This is a genomic window from Roseateles violae (assembly GCF_030410485.1).
GTDB lineage: Bacteria > Pseudomonadota > Gammaproteobacteria > Burkholderiales > Burkholderiaceae_C > Roseateles_D > Roseateles_D violae.
Genome location: NZ_JAUHHC010000004.1, coordinates 133,729 through 148,083, shown reverse-complemented (window position 1 = coordinate 148,083; position 14,355 = coordinate 133,729). Strand labels below are relative to the sequence as shown.

Annotated in this window: 11 protein-coding genes; 7 read left to right on the top strand and 4 right to left on the bottom strand. The window is 69.4% G+C overall.

What is annotated here, in order from left to right; translation table 11 throughout:
• Nucleotides 1-93 precede the first annotated feature (93 nt).
• On the top strand, nucleotides 94-1,251 hold the full coding sequence (locus QWJ38_RS15055) for an efflux RND transporter periplasmic adaptor subunit (RefSeq protein ID WP_290359931.1): 1,158 nt from the start codon (nucleotides 94-96) through the stop codon (nucleotides 1,249-1,251).
• A gap of 13 nt (nucleotides 1,252-1,264) precedes the next feature.
• On the top strand, nucleotides 1,265-4,729 hold the full coding sequence (locus tag QWJ38_RS15050) for an efflux RND transporter permease subunit (RefSeq protein WP_290359930.1): 3,465 nt from the start codon (nucleotides 1,265-1,267) through the stop codon (nucleotides 4,727-4,729).
• Between the two features lie 51 nt (nucleotides 4,730-4,780).
• Here QWJ38_RS15050 and QWJ38_RS15045 read toward each other — a convergent pair whose 3' ends face one another.
• Together QWJ38_RS15045 and gntR are read right to left on the bottom strand one after the other, a co-directional pair.
• Nucleotides 4,781-6,316 carry a hypothetical protein gene (locus QWJ38_RS15045; protein WP_290359929.1) on the bottom strand — a complete coding sequence of 512 codons (1,536 nt, stop codon included), beginning with the start codon at nucleotides 6,314-6,316 and terminating at the stop codon, nucleotides 4,781-4,783.
• Nucleotides 6,317-6,407: 91 nt separating this feature from the next.
• Nucleotides 6,408-7,439: an HTH-type transcriptional regulator GntR gene (gene gntR / locus QWJ38_RS15040; RefSeq protein ID WP_290359928.1), complete on the bottom strand. Its 1,032-nt coding sequence runs from the start codon at nucleotides 7,437-7,439 to the stop codon at nucleotides 6,408-6,410.
• 184 nt (nucleotides 7,440-7,623) lie between these two features.
• Between gntR and QWJ38_RS15035 the strand changes: the two genes are divergently transcribed.
• From QWJ38_RS15035 to QWJ38_RS15015, 5 genes are read left to right on the top strand one after another with little or no spacing between them, the layout of a single operon-like run.
• Nucleotides 7,624-8,127 (top strand): gluconokinase, encoded by a 504-nt coding sequence (locus QWJ38_RS15035; protein WP_290359927.1) that lies wholly within the window; start codon nucleotides 7,624-7,626, stop codon nucleotides 8,125-8,127.
• Nucleotides 8,124-8,639: a TRAP transporter small permease subunit gene (locus QWJ38_RS15030; protein ID WP_434063985.1), complete on the top strand. Its 516-nt coding sequence runs from the start codon at nucleotides 8,124-8,126 to the stop codon at nucleotides 8,637-8,639. The genes QWJ38_RS15035 and QWJ38_RS15030 overlap by 4 nt, the downstream gene beginning before the upstream one ends.
• A 7-nt stretch (nucleotides 8,640-8,646) precedes the next feature.
• On the top strand, nucleotides 8,647-9,939 hold the full coding sequence (locus QWJ38_RS15025; RefSeq protein ID WP_290359926.1) for a TRAP transporter large permease: 1,293 nt from the start codon (nucleotides 8,647-8,649) through the stop codon (nucleotides 9,937-9,939).
• Nucleotides 9,940-9,967: 28 nt separating this feature from the next.
• On the top strand, nucleotides 9,968-10,993 hold the full coding sequence (locus QWJ38_RS15020) for a TRAP transporter substrate-binding protein (protein ID WP_290359925.1): 1,026 nt from the start codon (nucleotides 9,968-9,970) through the stop codon (nucleotides 10,991-10,993).
• Between the two features lie 12 nt (nucleotides 10,994-11,005).
• On the top strand, nucleotides 11,006-12,049 hold the full coding sequence (locus QWJ38_RS15015; RefSeq protein WP_290359924.1) for a patatin-like phospholipase family protein: 1,044 nt from the start codon (nucleotides 11,006-11,008) through the stop codon (nucleotides 12,047-12,049).
• A 13-nt stretch (nucleotides 12,050-12,062) separates the two neighbouring features.
• Here QWJ38_RS15015 and QWJ38_RS15010 read toward each other — a convergent pair whose 3' ends face one another.
• Together QWJ38_RS15010 and QWJ38_RS15005 are read right to left on the bottom strand one after the other, a co-directional pair.
• Nucleotides 12,063-12,899 (bottom strand): alpha/beta hydrolase, encoded by an 837-nt coding sequence (locus QWJ38_RS15010; RefSeq protein WP_290359923.1) that lies wholly within the window; start codon nucleotides 12,897-12,899, stop codon nucleotides 12,063-12,065.
• A 56-nt stretch (nucleotides 12,900-12,955) separates the two neighbouring features.
• Nucleotides 12,956-14,344, bottom strand: a complete 1,389-nt coding sequence (locus QWJ38_RS15005) for an L-serine ammonia-lyase (protein ID WP_290359922.1) — start codon at nucleotides 14,342-14,344, stop codon at nucleotides 12,956-12,958.
• Between the last annotated feature and the right edge of the window lie 11 nt (nucleotides 14,345-14,355).

Genomic DNA, 14,355 nt, shown 5'->3' with positions numbered 1-14,355 from the left:
CGTGCAATCTGCATTTCGTCGCAGTAGGGGTGGTCGTCCGCAGTAGCGCCCCTACACTGCGGCCACTTTCTAGAGACACGAATGGGAGACTCCATGCGCAAGCAATGGATTTTGGGCGGCATCGCCGCCGCGGTACTGGCCGGTGGCGCCGGGGTGGCGGTCTTCGCGAGCAAGGGTGAGGGCCCGAAGAAGTCGGGCGAGAAGCCGCAGGCGGCGCTCGAATTCCTGGCCACCGAGGTGACCAAGCCGTCCATGGCCAGCATGCCGGGCCAGATCGAGTTTTCCGGCCCCCTGGTCGCGCCGGGCACCGTCATCGTGCGCGCCAAGTCCACCGGCACCCTGGTCAATCTGGCCGTCGCCGAAGGCAGCCGGGTGCAGGCCGGGCAGGTGCTGGGTCAGCTGGACCTGGAAGAGCTGCGCTACCGGATCGCCGAGCGCAGCGCCAGCGTCGAGTCGATGAAGGCCCAGGTCGAGCAGGCCGAGCGCCTGTACAAGACCAACCAGAGCCTGGCGGCGCAGAACTTCATCGCCCAGACCGCGCTGGACAACTCGCGCGCCGCGCTGGATGCCGCGCGCGCCCAACTGGCCGCCGCCAAGGCCCAGCTCGACACCAGCCAGGTGACCTTGCGCCAGGCGGCCCTGGTCTCGCCGATCAACGGCGTCGTCGCCAAGCGCCATGCGCTGCCCGGCGAGAAGCTGGCGCCCGAGCAGCAGATCCTGTCCATCGTCGACCTGGCCAAGCTGGAACTGGCCGGCCTGGTCGGCACCCACGAGGTCAGCCGGCTGAAGCCCGGCATGCCGGTGACGGTGCAGGTCGAGGGCGTCGATCATCCGGTCGAGGCGCGCATCAGCCGCATCGCCCCGGCCGCCGAGCCGGGCACGCGTTCGATCGGCGTCACGCTGGAGCTGGCCAATCCGAAGGAAGAGTTCCGCGCCGGCCAGTACGCGGTCGCCAAGGTCACCCTGCCCGACGACACCCAGCGCCTGACCCTGCCGGATACGGCGATCACCAGCAGCTCCGGCCAGGACCAGGTCTGGATGATCGACAACGGTGCCCTGGTGCGCCGCATCGTCATCACCGGCCGGCGCGACCACCACGAGGGCAAGGTCGAGGTGCTGAAGGGCGTGGAGCCCGAGGCCCAGGTGCTGGCGGCGCGCTTCGACAATCTGCGCGAAGGCGCGAAGGCGACGATCGTGGCCAGCAAGACCAAGGTGGCCGCCAGCGCCGCCTCGGCCGCCGCGCGCGACTGAGCGGAGGCGCGCCATGTGGATCACCAAAGTTTCCATCAAGAACCCCGTCTTCGCGACCATGGTGATGGTCGCCCTGTGCGTGCTGGGCCTGTTCTCCTATTCCAAGCTCGGTGTCGAGCAGATGCCCGACATCACGCTGCCGGGCGCCTGGATCGACATCCGCTATCCGGGCGCCTCGCCCGACGCGGTCGAGCGCCAGGTCGCCAAGCCGCTGGAGGAGGCGCTGAACAGCATCGCCGGCGTCAACCGCATCCAGTCGCGCAGCTTCGAGGGCCGCGTGCAGGCCAGCGTCGAGTTCACGCTGGACACCGATATGAACCGCGCGATGCAGGATCTGCGCGACCGGCTCTCGCTGGCGCAGGCGCAGTTCCCGCAGGAGGTCAAGCCACCCTTCGTCAACCGCTTCCAGGGTGACAACGCCCAGCCGGTCGTCGTGATGGCGCTGATGTCCAACACCCGCTCGCTGCGCGAGCTGTCGATCCTGGCCGACCAGAACATCTCCAAGCGTCTGAGCCGGGTGCCCGGCGTGGCCCAGGTCGCCATCGGCGGCATGGCGCTGCGCGAAGTGCGCATCGACCTCGACCCGCTGCGCCTGCGCGCCTACGGCATCACGCCGGCCGAGATCGCCAAGGCGCTGGCCACGGCCAATAACGACGAACCGGTCGGCGTGCTGTCCGACCAGTACCGCGACTCGATGCTGCGCGTCGAGGGCCGGGTGCGCGACCCGAAGCGCTTCGCCGACCTGGTCATCGCCAAGCGCGGCGACCTGGTGCTGACGATGCGCGACCTGGGCACCCTGGTCGAGCGCGAGCAGGAGCTCGACAACATCGCCCGCATCAACGGCCAGCAGGCCGTCACCTTCAATGTCTTCAAGCAGCAGGACGCCAACATCGTCGCCACCGGCCAGTCGGTCAAGGAGGTGATGGAGGAACTGCGCAAGACGCTGCCGAATGATATGGAGCTGCGCCTGATCTATGCCAGCAGCGACTGGGTCAAGGGCTCGCTGGACGGTCTCAAGCACACGCTGGTCGAGGGCGCGCTCTTGACGGTGGCCATCGTCTTCCTGTTCCTGCACAGCTGGCGCTCGACCATCATCACCGGCCTGACGCTGCCGATCGCCGTGATCTCCAGCTTCATTGCCGTCCATGCCTTCGGCTTCACGCTGAACTTCATGACGATGATGGCGCTGTCGCTGTGCATCGGCCTCTTGATCGACGACGCGATCGTCGTGCGCGAGAACATCGTGCGCCATGTGGGCATGGGCAAGGACCACCACCAGGCGGCCTTCGACGGCACCAACGAGATTGGCCTGGCCGTGATGGCGACGACCTTCGCGATCTGCGCGGTGTTCGTGCCGGTCGCCTTCATGGGCGGCATCATCGGCAAGTTCTTCTATCCCTTCGGCATCACGGTGACGGTGGCGGTGATGGTGTCACTGTTCGTCAGCTTCACCTTGGACCCGATGCTGTCCAGCGTCTGGCCCGACCCGCCGGCCACCTATCTGCGCCGCATGCCCGTCATCGGCCACCTGCTGCGTGCGACCGATCGCGGCATGGATGTGCTGCACCGGGTCTACGAGAAGACCATCGACTGGGCCTTCAGCGGCCGCCGTTATCGCCTCTTCGTGCTGCCGGCCTGGGGCCGTCCCTTCCGCGCCGACGGCAGCCGCGACCTCAGCGCGCCGCGCCGCCTGCGCTCGGTGACCCTGACCCCGCGCGGCATCGTCACCTGGAGCGGCGTGGCCAGCTTCGTCGTCGCCATCCTGCTGTCCGGCGCCGTCGGCAGCGAGTTCGTGCCGGAGACCGACCAGGGCTTCACCCAGCTGGCCGTGCGCCTGCCGGTCGGCACCAGCCTGGACCGCAGCAGCGACAAGGTCGCGCAGATCGAGGAGGTGCTGAAGGGCTTCCCCGAGATCAAGACGGTCTCGACCGTCGTCGGCGCGACCGGCGACGGCCTGGCCACCGGCCGCAACAATGCGCAGCTGAACATCTCGCTGGTCGACCGCAAGGAGCGCAAGCGCAGCCAGAAGCAGATCGAGAACGCGATGCGCGAGGCGATCGCCAAGATCCCCGGCGTCGAGCTCAGCGTCGGCTTCAACAAGCCGGTCTGGATCACCATCCTGGGCAATGACTCGGAGGCGCTGACCCAGGCCGCCAACGACCTGGTCGCGCGGATCAAGAAGATCCCCGGCGCCGCCGACGTCGACACCACCGTCAAGGCGGGCGTGCCAGCCTACGCGGTCAAGGTCAAGGAGTCGGCGATGCGCGAGCTGGGCCTGACCGCGCCGCAGCTGGCTTCGTCACTGCGCGCCTATGTCAACGGCGAGATCGCGACCTACTGGACCGCGCCGGACGGCAACCAGGTGCAGGTGCTGCTGCGCCTGCCCAAGGATGATCGCCGCAATGTCGAGCAGATGTACAAGCTGCCGGTGGCCTTCGCCAAGGACGGCTCGCCGATCACGCTGGACCAGGTCGCCACCGTCGAGCCGGTCTTCAACCCCGAGGTGATCCGCCGCCAGAACCTGCAGCGCCGCGAGGCCGTCTTCGCCAGCACCAAGGACCGCCCGTCGGGCGACGTCAACGCCGATGTGCAGAAGATGATCAAGACGGTGCAGCTGCCGCCCGGCGTCAGCTTCATGGTCGACGGCGCCGGCAAGGACCAGGCCGAGGCGATGAAGGGCCTGATGGGCGCGATGCTGCTGGCCGTGATCTTCATCTACATCGTGCTGGCCAGCCAGTTCGGCAGCTTCCTGCAGCCGATCGCCATCATGGTCTCGCTGCCGCTGTCGCTGATCGGCGTGATGCTGGCGCTGCTGGTCACCGGCTCGACCTTGAACGTATTCTCGATGATCGGCCTGGTGATGCTGATGGGCCTGGTGACCAAGAACGCGATCCTGCTGGTGGACTTCGCCAATCACATGCGGGAGAAGGGCGCCAGCGTGGTCGAGGCGGTGCGCGAGGCCGGCCTGATCCGGATGCGCCCCATCATCATGACGACGGCGGCGATGATCTTCGGCATGCTGCCGATGGCGATCGCGCTGAACGACGGCGGCGAGATCCAGGCGCCGATGGGCCGCGCGATCATCGGCGGCGTCATCACCTCGACACTGCTGACCCTGGTGGTCGTGCCGGTGATCTACTCCTACCTCGAGCAGCTGGTGCCGTTTGCGCGGCGCCTGGACCGCGTGACCCGCGGCGCGCTGCTCGGCACCGTGGGCCTGAGCCTGCTGGTGTTGGCGGTGCTGGGCATGGGCGCGCCGATGGTCGTCAACGGCATCGTCGTCGTGGCCGCGCTGGCCATGTGCGTGTGGACCTGCTGGAGCTATCAGCGGCATAACGGCGGCTCGCCCTGGTGGGCGCTGGCCGGCCTGGCCGGCATCCCCGGCTTCGCGCTGCTGTGCTTCTTCAACCGGCTGGGTGCTGCAGCGTCGCAGCCGCGGCCGCCGGCGAGCGAGTCGGACGTGCTGCCGGCCAAGTGAGGCCCGAGCCTCTTGCTTGCAAAGGCGCCCCGCGGGGCGCCTTTTTCATGCCTACCAGCGGCAGCCCTTGTCGCTGAGCGCGCCGGCCGCCAGCGGCACGGCGGCGATGATGCCCAGATCGGCATAGGCCTTGCGGCAATCGGCCCTGCCGGCCTTGTCGATCGCGGCCTCGGTCTCGTTCCTGGACCTGGCCGTTTCCGGTGGGCGCGGCAGCACCGGCAGCAGGCCGCGCGTGCCCTGGCTGGACAGCGCGCCGCTGCGCATCAGCGGCAGGTTCAGGTTCAGGGGCGCCGCGCTCGCCGGGGCCGAGGGCGGCGTCGCGACATCGTGGCCCAGGTTTGCGCCCGCCTCCGGGCTGCCGATGGCGGGACGGCCGGCGCCGAGCTGTGGCGGCTGCTGCAGGGGCTGGGCCTGGGGCGAGGTCGCCGCGCCGGTCGCGCCCGGGTTTGGAGTTGGAGCCGCTGCCGCAGCCGCTGGCAGCTGGATCGGCGGCAGCGCCGGCGCGGCCTGCAGCGTTTCGGTCTCGATCGGGCGTGCGCGCTCCAGTGAGGGCTGGGCCGGCGCCCGCATCCGGCTCGGCGCCTCGGGCAGGCTTTGCAGCGTCGGCGGCAGCGTCACCGGGGGCAGGTCCGGAGCCGGTGCCAGCGTCGGCGCGGCGCTCAGGGCCTCTGGCGTCTTGAGTCCTTCCAGCCGTGGCGCGGGCCGGTTCAGCGCGGTGCCGCGACTGTCCGGCAGGGCCATCACCCGCGGCGCCGGCTGCAGCGGGGGCAGTGCCGGTGCGGGCTGCAGCGGTGGCGTGCTCGCCAGCTCGGGGCGTTGCAGGTGTTCCAGCGCGGCGCTCGGGCGCGTGGGCGGAGCAGGGCGGTCGGGCAGACTCTTCACCGTCGGCGGCAGCTGCAATGCCGGCATGGACGGGACCTGGGGCGGGATCTCCGGCGTGTCCAGCGCCTGTGGGCGCCGGACCGGTTCCAGCAGCGCCGGCGGCCGTGGGACGGGGAGGGCCTGATCGGGCAGCGCCTTCAGGCTGGGCGGTGGCTGCAGCGCCGGCAGCTCGGGCAACGCCGGCGTCGGCGGCGCGTTCAGCGCCTCCGGCGTGCTCATGCCCTGCAAGGCCTCGGGCGGACGGGTGATCGGCCGGATCCTGTCCGGCAGCGGCGGCAGGCTGCGCGTCTGCGGCGGCGCATCGGCCGGCTGCGGTTCCGGCACGCTGTCCTCGTGGGTGGTCGGCCTCGGGCTCCAGTGACCCAGCTCCGCCGCGCCCGGCTCCGGCGGGCGCGGCTCCTCGCGCCGCACGCTGCCGCCATAGCGCTGCTGCCGGGCCTCTCCGACCGGGCCGCCGGGCGACCGCAGCGCGCCATCCTTGCCCTCTTCGTTGCGCGGGCCCAGCAGGCGCACGCTCAGCGCGCCCCAGACGCCGTCGCCGGTTCGGGCGGCGCCAGGCGGCGCATTGCCCAGCATCAGCACCAGCCAGACATGCAGCAGCAGCGCCAGCAGGATGCATTGATCGAGCCGGGACTGCTGCAGCGGGCGCTCGGCCGGTTGCCAGCGGGCGGCGATGGCCGTTGCGTACGAGGGACGTGGAAGCACGGAAGTGGCGGGCGAGAGGCTTGCCCCCATTCTGCCCGGGCCGGCGCCAGGCGGTGGCGGCAAAAGCCCTCGGTCAATGAACGGGCGCGGCTCAGCTGCTGCCGCGACGCACGATCTCGAAGCCCAGATCGAGCCTCGGCTCGGGCACCGCCTCGCCGCGCATCAGGCTCATCAGCATGCGCGCCGCCTCGCGCCCGATCGCGCTGCGCGGCGTGCGCACGGTGCTCAGCGGCGGCAGCATCTGGTCGCTGCCCGTCAGGTCGTTGAAGCCGGCGACGGCAATCTCCGCCGGCACATGCACGCCCAGGCGCAGGGCGGCCAGCAGAGCCCCCTGCGCCAGGTCGTCGTTGTTGAAGAAGATCGCGTCGATCTCCGGCGCCTCGTGCAGGATCTGCTCGAACAGCTGGCCGCCCAGGGCCAGCGAGCTGCGCTGCGGGTTCAGCCATTCGCGTGGCGCCCGGCCGGCCCGCTGCATCGCGCGGCGATAGCCCTCGGCCCGCTGCAGGGTGCGCGGGTCGAGCTGGGCGGCCGCGAAGGCGATGTGGCGGCGGCCCTGCTCGATCAGCTGAGCCGTCATGGCCTCGCCGGCCTCGGCCTGCGAGAAACCGACGCTGTAGACGCCGGCCTCGGCCACCGTCTCCATCACATGGACGCAGGGCACGCCACTGGCCTCGATCAGCTTGCGCGCGACCGGCGTGCGATCGAAGCCGGTCACGATCAGGCCGGCCGGCCGGTGCAGCAGATAGCTGCGCAGCAAGGCCTCCTCCTCGGCCGGGTCGTAGTGGGTGACGCCGATCAGGGTCTGGTAGCCGGCCGGCAGCAGGGCGCGCTGGATCGCGTCGAGCAGGTCGACGAAGAGCGCATTGCTGAGCAAGGGGATCAGCACGCCGACATGCGAACTGCGGCTGGAGGCCAGCGCGCGGGCGGCCGGATCGGGCACATAGCCGAGCTGCTCGGCCGCCTGCCGCACCCGTTCGACCAGCTCGGCCGCCACCGCGCGCTCGCCGCGCAGCGCGCGCGAGACGGTGATCGGGCTGACGCCGGCCGCCTCGGCGACTTCCTGCAAGGTAATGCGGCCGCTGGCGCGCGGGCGCTTGACGGCGGGCTTCGATGACGCGGGCATTGCTGCGTACTTTCCCTGATACGGTGAATGGCTTGTTGAAATAGGATAGCGCTATCCAAGCTCGGTCGACAACGGTGGAAACCTGCATCGGAGACCCGCGAAGCCGGCAGTGCGCAGGCGCTGCCCAAAAGCCAGGCGATGCCCGCATCGCCTTTTCATTGAATCGATTGGACAGCGCTATCCAATGAGCAATCTGGTCGTCATGGGCGTGGCCGGCTGCGGCAAGTCCAGTCTGGGGCAGGCGCTGGCCGAGCGTCTGGGCTGGCCCTATATCGAGGGCGACGCCCATCACTCGCCGGCCAATATCGCCAAGATGCGCGCCGGCGAAGCGCTGACGGACGCCGACCGCGGCGGCTGGCTGGCGCGGCTTGGCGAACTGCTGGCCGCCTCGCCCGGCGGCGCGGTGCTGGCCTGTTCGGCACTGAAAAAGAGCTACCGTGAGGGTCTGCGCGCCGCCAGCCCGGGCCTGCGCTTCGTCTTTCTCGACATCGAGCGCGAGCTGGCGCTGCAGCGCGTCGCCGGCCGCGGCGATCGCCATCTGTTCCCGGTCAGCCTGGTCGACAGCCAGTTCGCCACCCTGGAGTCGCCGCTGGGCGAGCCGGGGGTGCTGCGCGTCGACGCGGCCGAGGCCCCATCACAACAACTGAGCCGGGTGATGCACTGGCTTGCCGGAGACCAACAGCAATGACGACGACAGCAACAACAAGCGATCCGGCCAAGCCGCTGTGGCAGCGGGCCAGCGAATGGGCGATGGCGGCCTGCCTGGCCGTGATGTCGCTGGCCGTGTTCATCAATGTGGTGCTGCGCTACGGCTTCGGCAGCGGCGTGGCGGCCAGCGAGGAACTCTCCAGGCTGCTCTTCGTCTGGATGGTCTTCATCGGCGCGACGGCCGCCTATCCGCTGGGCGAGCACATGGCCTTCACCAGCCTGCTGCTGCCGCTGCGCCGCCGCCCGCGCGCGCTGCTGGCGATGACGCTGCTGATCCGCGCCTCGGTCCTGCTGGCCTGCGTGCTGCTCGCCTGGGGCGCCTGGCAGCAGGTGGTGGTCGGCATGGAGAGCCGTTCGGTCGTGCTCGGCTATTCGAATGCCCTGTTGCCGCTGCCGGCGCTGCTGAGCGCGCTCGTCATCGGCCTGCTGGCCTTGATCCAGATCTTCCGCGGCGAGCGGTTGGACCTGGAACACGAACTGGAAATGGAGTGATTCGGTCATGAGCAACGAAGCACTCGCCTTTGTCGTGTTCTCCGTGGGCATGCTGCTGCTGATGGGCATCGGCATGCCGATGGCCTTTGCCCTGGTGCTGACCGGCGCCGGCATGGCCTGGGCGCTGGACTTCTGGGATACCCAGCTGCTGGCGCAGAACCTGGTGGCCGGCGTCGACAGCTTTCCGCTGCTGGCCGTGCCCTTCTTCATCCTGGCCGGCGAGCTGATGAATGCCGGCGGCATCAGCCGGCGCATCATCGACATGGCGCAGGCCTGGGTCGGCCATATCCGCGGCGGCCTGGGCTTCGTCGCGATCGGCGCGGCCATCCTGATGGCCAGCATGAGCGGCTCGGCCCTGGCCGACACGGCCGCGCTGGCGACCATCCTGCTGCCGATGATGCAGCGCAACGGCTACCCGATGGCCACCTCGGCCGGCCTGATCGCCTCGGGCGGCATCATCGCGCCCATCATTCCGCCCTCGATGCCCTTCGTCATCTACGGCGTGACGACCAATACCTCGATCTCCGCGCTGTTCCTCTCCGGCATCGTGCCCGGCCTGATCATGGGCGCCGGCCTGATCGTGGCCTGGAAGCTGGAGCTGCGCAAGATCGATCTGCCGGCCGGGCTGGCGCTGCCAATGAAGGAGCGCCTGCGCGCGACGGTGAAGGCCTTCTGGGCGATCCTGATGCCCGTCATCATCATCGGCGGCATGAAGTCGGGCTACTTCACGCCGACCGAGGCCGCCGTCGTCGCGGCCTTCTATGCGATGGTGATCGCCTTCTTCATCCACCGCGAACTGAGCCTGATGCAGTTCCAGCAGGTGCTGGTGCGCGCGGCCAAGACGACGGCGGTGGTGATGTTCCTTTGCGCCGGTGCCCAGGTCGCCAGCTACATGATCACCCTGGCCGACCTGCCTGGCACGCTGACCGGCTGGCTGGGCGGGCTGATCGAGTCGCCCAAGCTGCTGATGGCGGTGATGATGGTGGCCCTGGTGCTGATCGGCACCGCGCTGGACCTGACCCCGACCATCCTGATCTTCGCCCCGGTGATGCTGCCGATCGCCGTCAAGGCCGGCATCGACCCGGTCTACTTCGGCCTGATGTTCGTGCTCAACGGCGCGATCGGCCTGATCACGCCGCCGGTCGGCACCGTGCTGAACGTCGTGGCCGGCGTCGGCCGGCTGTCGATGCACCAGGTGATCAAGGGCGTGAACCCCTTCCTGTTCACCTATGTGCTGATCCTGATCCTGTTCACCATCTTCCCGCAGATCGTCATCGCGCCGGTGGCGTGGATGCGCTAAAACACAAGACCGACCAAGGAGACTCGCCATGTTGATGAAGAAGACCGCTCGCCGCCCCCTGCTGGCCGCCCTGGGCCTGGCCCTGATCGCCCCGCTGGCCGCGCAGGCGCAGGACATCAAGCCGCGCCTGATCCGCTTCGGCTACGGCCTGGCCGAGGCCAGCAACCAGGGCCGCGCGGCCAAGGTGCTGGCCGAAAACGTCGAGAAGCTTTCGGGCGGCAAGATGAAGCTGCGCCTGATCGGCGGCGCGGCGCTGGGCCCCGACACGCAGATGCAGCAGGCGCTGATCGGCGGCGCGCAGGAGATGATGGTCGGCTCGACCGCCACCCTGGTTGGCATCACCAAGGAAATGGCGCTGTGGGACACGCCCTTTCTGATCAACAACACCAAGGAGGCCGACGCGCTGCTGGACGGGCCGGTCGGCGACAAGGTCAAGGCCAAGCTGGAGGAGAAGGGCCTGGTCGGCCTGGTCTACTGGGAGAACGGCTTCCGCAACCTGACCAATAGCAAGCGCCCGGTCAACAAGCTGGAGGACCTCAGCGGCATCAAGCTGCGCGTGATGCAGAACAACGTCTACCTGGACAGCTTCAAGATCCTCGGCGCCAACGCGGTGCCGCTGCCCTATTCGGAGCTGTTCACCGCGATGGAGACCAATGCGGTCGACGGCCAGGAGAACCCCTACAACACCATCCTCTCGGCCAAGTTCTACGAGGTGCAGAAGTACCTGACGGTGACCAACCACGTCTATGCGCCCTGGATCGTGCTGGTCAGCAAGAAGTACTGGGACGGCCTGTCCAAGGACGAGCGCGCCGTGCTGCAGAAGGCCGCCGTCATCAGCCGCGACTTCGAGCGCAAGGACACCCGGGAGGAAGCGGCCAAGGCCCTGGTCGAGCTGAAATCCAAGGGCATGCAGGTCAGCGAGCTGAGCCCGGCCGAGATTGGTCGCATGCGCGACAAGCTGACCAAGGTCAATGCCGGCATCGCCACCAATGTCGGCATGGAGCTGTGGAACGAGACCCAGGCCGAGCTGGCGAAGATCCGCGCGAAGAAATAGGACGCCGTCGCGGTGGCTCGCAGCAAGACGCAGCGATCCGCGGTCGATCTGGCCCTGCAGGGCGGCGGCTCGCATGGCGCCTTCAGCTGGGGCGTGCTGGACGCCTTGCTGGAGGATGGCCGCCTGCGCTTCGATGGCGTCTCCGGCACCAGCGCCGGCGCGATGAATGCGGCCGTGCTGGCCTGCGGCTGGGCGCGCGGCGGCGCCGAGGGCGCGCGCGCGGCGCTGAGCCGTTTCTGGCAGGCGGTCAGCAGCGCGCCGCATTGCTGGGGCGCGGCCGCGGGGCCGGCCGGCGCGCCGGCCTGGATGTTCAATCGCGCGCAATGGCCCGGCTACGGGATGTGGGACGCCTGGCTGCGGCAGTGGAGCCCGGCCCAGCTGAACCCCTTCAATCTGGACCCGCTGCGCGACATCGTCGCCGCCCATGTCGACGAGGCGGCGCTGCGCGAGGGGCCGCTGAAGGTCTTTGTCACGGCGACCTCGGTGCGCACCGGCCAGCCGCGCGTGTTCAGCGGCGAGACGCTGGGCATCGACGCGCTGCTGGCCTCGGCCTGCCTGCCGCAGCAGGCGCGCACGGTGGTCATCGACGGCGAACCGTTCTGGGACGGCGGCTTCTCCGGCAACCCCGCGCTGTGGCCGCTGATCTACGGCACGCGGACCGACGACGTGCTGCTGGTGCAGATCAATCCGCGCGTGCACGAGGGCATACCGCAGACCGCGGTCGAGATCGCCGACCGGGTCAACGAGATCACCTTCAACGCCAGCCTGGTGGCCGAGCTGCGCGCGATCACCTTTGTGCAGAAGCTGCTGCGCGACCGAAAGGTCGACCCCACTCGCTACAAGCAACTGCGCATGCACCGCATCGCCGACGAGGCCGGCCTGGCGCCCTTCGACGCCTCGAGCAAGCTGAACACCGACCCACGCCTGCTGCGCGCGCTGTTCGAGCTCGGGCGCGGCGCGGCGCAGCGCTGGCTGGTCGCCAGCCTGAGCAAGATCGGCCAGGAGAGCAGCTTCGACGTCGGCGAGGTGTTCCTCGCGCCGCGCCTGAGGCGCTGAACAAGAGCCGGTGTCAACCTGGAGGGCGCAGCCGCTCGCGCAGAAAGGCGCCGACGCGGGCCTCGTAGGCGGCCGCATCGAAGGCATGCAGATCGATATGGGCGGCGCCCTCGACAATCCACAGCGATTTCGGCTCGGCCGCGGCGGCATAGAGTGCCCGGGTCTCCGCCAGCAAGGTGTGGCGATCCCGATCGCCGGCGACGAGCAGCAGCGGGCTGCCGAGTCGGGCGATGCGGTCTATCGGCCGCAGCCGCCCGGCCGACATGTCCAGCCGCCAGGGCAGTTGGAGCAGCAGCAGCGGTGCCAGCGCACGCGCCGGCTCGCCCAGATGCAGGGCCAGCCGGTCGGCGACCGCCTCGTCGATCGTCGGGTACATGGACTCCAGCACGACGGCGGCCGGCGCCGGCTCGGGCCGCGGCTCCAGCAGCACGTAGGAGGCCGCGCCCAGCGAGACGCCGATCACGGCGATCTTCTCGCCGGGCAGGCAACGGCCCAGCCAGTCCAGCGCCGCGCGCACGCCCAGCCCCTCGCGCTGACCGAAGCTGATGCGCTCGCCACGGCTCTCGCCATGGGCCGGCAGATCGATCAAGAGCACCGCGAAACCCTGCTCGTGCAAAAAGCGCGCCCGGCCCAGCATCGCGCGTCGGTCGCCGCGTACGCCGTGCAGGAGCAGCACGGCGCCGCTGCCGGGCCGGCCCGGCGCGAACCAGGCGCCTATCTGGCCAGCGGCGCTCGGGATCCGCAGGGCCTCGGCCTTCAGCGCCGCGGGTGGCACGCCGACCTCGTGCTGAGCCGGCGCGCTGAGCCGATCACCAAGCAGCCACAGCGCGGCGAGCGGAAGCAGCAGCAAGACAAAGAGCAGGGCAGCCGCGACGCGCAGCCGACGGAGGTGGGCGCTTTGCCGGTTCAGCACTCGACGATATTGACCGCCAGGCCGCCGCGCGCCGTTTCCTTGTACTTGCTCATCATGTCGGCGCCGGTGTCGCGCATGGTCTTGATGACCTTGTCGAGGCTGACGAAATGCGTGCCGTCGCCGCGCAAGGCCATGCGCGCCGCATTGATCGCCTTGACCGAGGCAATCGCATTGCGCTCGATGCAGGGAATCTGCACCAGGCCGCCGACCGGATCGCAGGTCAGGCCCAGATGGTGCTCCATGCCGATCTCGGCGGCGTTCTCGACCTGTTCCGGCGTGCCGCCCATCACCTGGCACAGCGCGCCGGCGGCCATCGAGCAGGCGACGCCGACCTCGCCCTGGCAGCCGACCTCGGCGCCCGAGATCGAGGCGTTTTCCTTGTAGAGGATGCCGATTGCGGCGGCGGTCAAGAGGAAGTCGATCACGCCATCTTCGTTGGCGTGGTGGACGAAGCGGGTGTAGTAGTGCAGCACCGCCGGCACGATGCCGGCCGCGCCGTTCGTCGGCGCGGTGACGACCCGGCCGCCGGCCGCGTTCTCCTCGTTGACGGCCAGCGCATAGAGATTGACCCAGTCCATCACCTGCAGCGGATCGCGCAGCGCCGCCTCGGGATTGGCCGTCAGGTCGCGGTAGAGCTGGGCCGCGCGGCGCTTGACCTTGAAACCGCCGGGCAGGATGCCCTCGGTGCGGCAGCCGCGGCTGACGCAGTCCTGCATCACCTGCCAGATCTTCAGCAGCCCGGTCCGCGTCGCCTCGTCGCTGCGCCAGTGGCGCTCGTTGCGGCGCATCACTTCGGCGATCGAGATGCCGTGTTGCTGGGTCAAGGCCAGCAACTCGTCGCCGGTCTTGAAGGGGTAGGGCAGCACCGTCGCATCGGGCGCGATCACCTTCTGTTTCGTGCCGTCGGCCGCCACCTCGTCGCTGACGACGAAGCCGCCGCCGACCGAGTAGTAGACGCGGTTGGCGATTTCCGATCCTGAAGCGTCGAAGGCCAGGCAGCGCATGCCGTTGGCATGGAAGGGCAGCGATTCGCGGCGCTTGAAGACGAGATCCTTGCTTTCGTCGAAGCGCACGCCATGCTCGCCGATCAGCCTGAGGTCGCCGGCGCGGATCTGCTCCAGCAGCGCGGGAATGGCCTCGATGTCGACGCTGTCCGGCTCATGGCCGGCCAGGCCCAGCAGCACCGCCTTGTCGCTGCCATGACCCTTGCCGGTGGCGCCGAGGCTGCCGTAGAGGACGACCTGCACGCGGGCGGTACGCTCAAGCAGACCGTCATGCTTGATCCGCAGGCCGAACAGGCGCGCGGCGCGCATCGGGCCCACCGTGTGCGAGCTCGACGGGCCGATGCCGATCTTGAACAGGTCGAAAACGGAAACGGCCATTTCGCGCTACC

What these genes read in the sequence shown, in the direction of transcription:
- QWJ38_RS15055 (WP_290359931.1), top strand. Translation starts at nt 94, where the DNA reads ATGCGCAAGCAATGGATTTTGGGCGGCATCGCCGCCGCGGTACTGGCC.
- QWJ38_RS15050 (WP_290359930.1), top strand. Translation starts at nt 1,265, where the DNA reads ATGTGGATCACCAAAGTTTCCATCAAGAACCCCGTCTTCGCGACCATG.
- gntR (WP_290359928.1), bottom strand. Translation starts at nt 7,439, where the DNA reads ATGCCCGCGTCATCGAAGCCCGCCGTCAAGCGCCCGCGCGCCAGCGGC.
- QWJ38_RS15035 (WP_290359927.1), top strand. Translation starts at nt 7,624, where the DNA reads ATGAGCAATCTGGTCGTCATGGGCGTGGCCGGCTGCGGCAAGTCCAGT.
- QWJ38_RS15030 (WP_434063985.1), top strand. Translation starts at nt 8,124, where the DNA reads ATGACGACGACAGCAACAACAAGCGATCCGGCCAAGCCGCTGTGGCAG.
- QWJ38_RS15025 (WP_290359926.1), top strand. Translation starts at nt 8,647, where the DNA reads ATGAGCAACGAAGCACTCGCCTTTGTCGTGTTCTCCGTGGGCATGCTG.
- QWJ38_RS15020 (WP_290359925.1), top strand. Translation starts at nt 9,968, where the DNA reads ATGTTGATGAAGAAGACCGCTCGCCGCCCCCTGCTGGCCGCCCTGGGC.
- QWJ38_RS15005 (WP_290359922.1), bottom strand. Translation starts at nt 14,344, where the DNA reads ATGGCCGTTTCCGTTTTCGACCTGTTCAAGATCGGCATCGGCCCGTCG.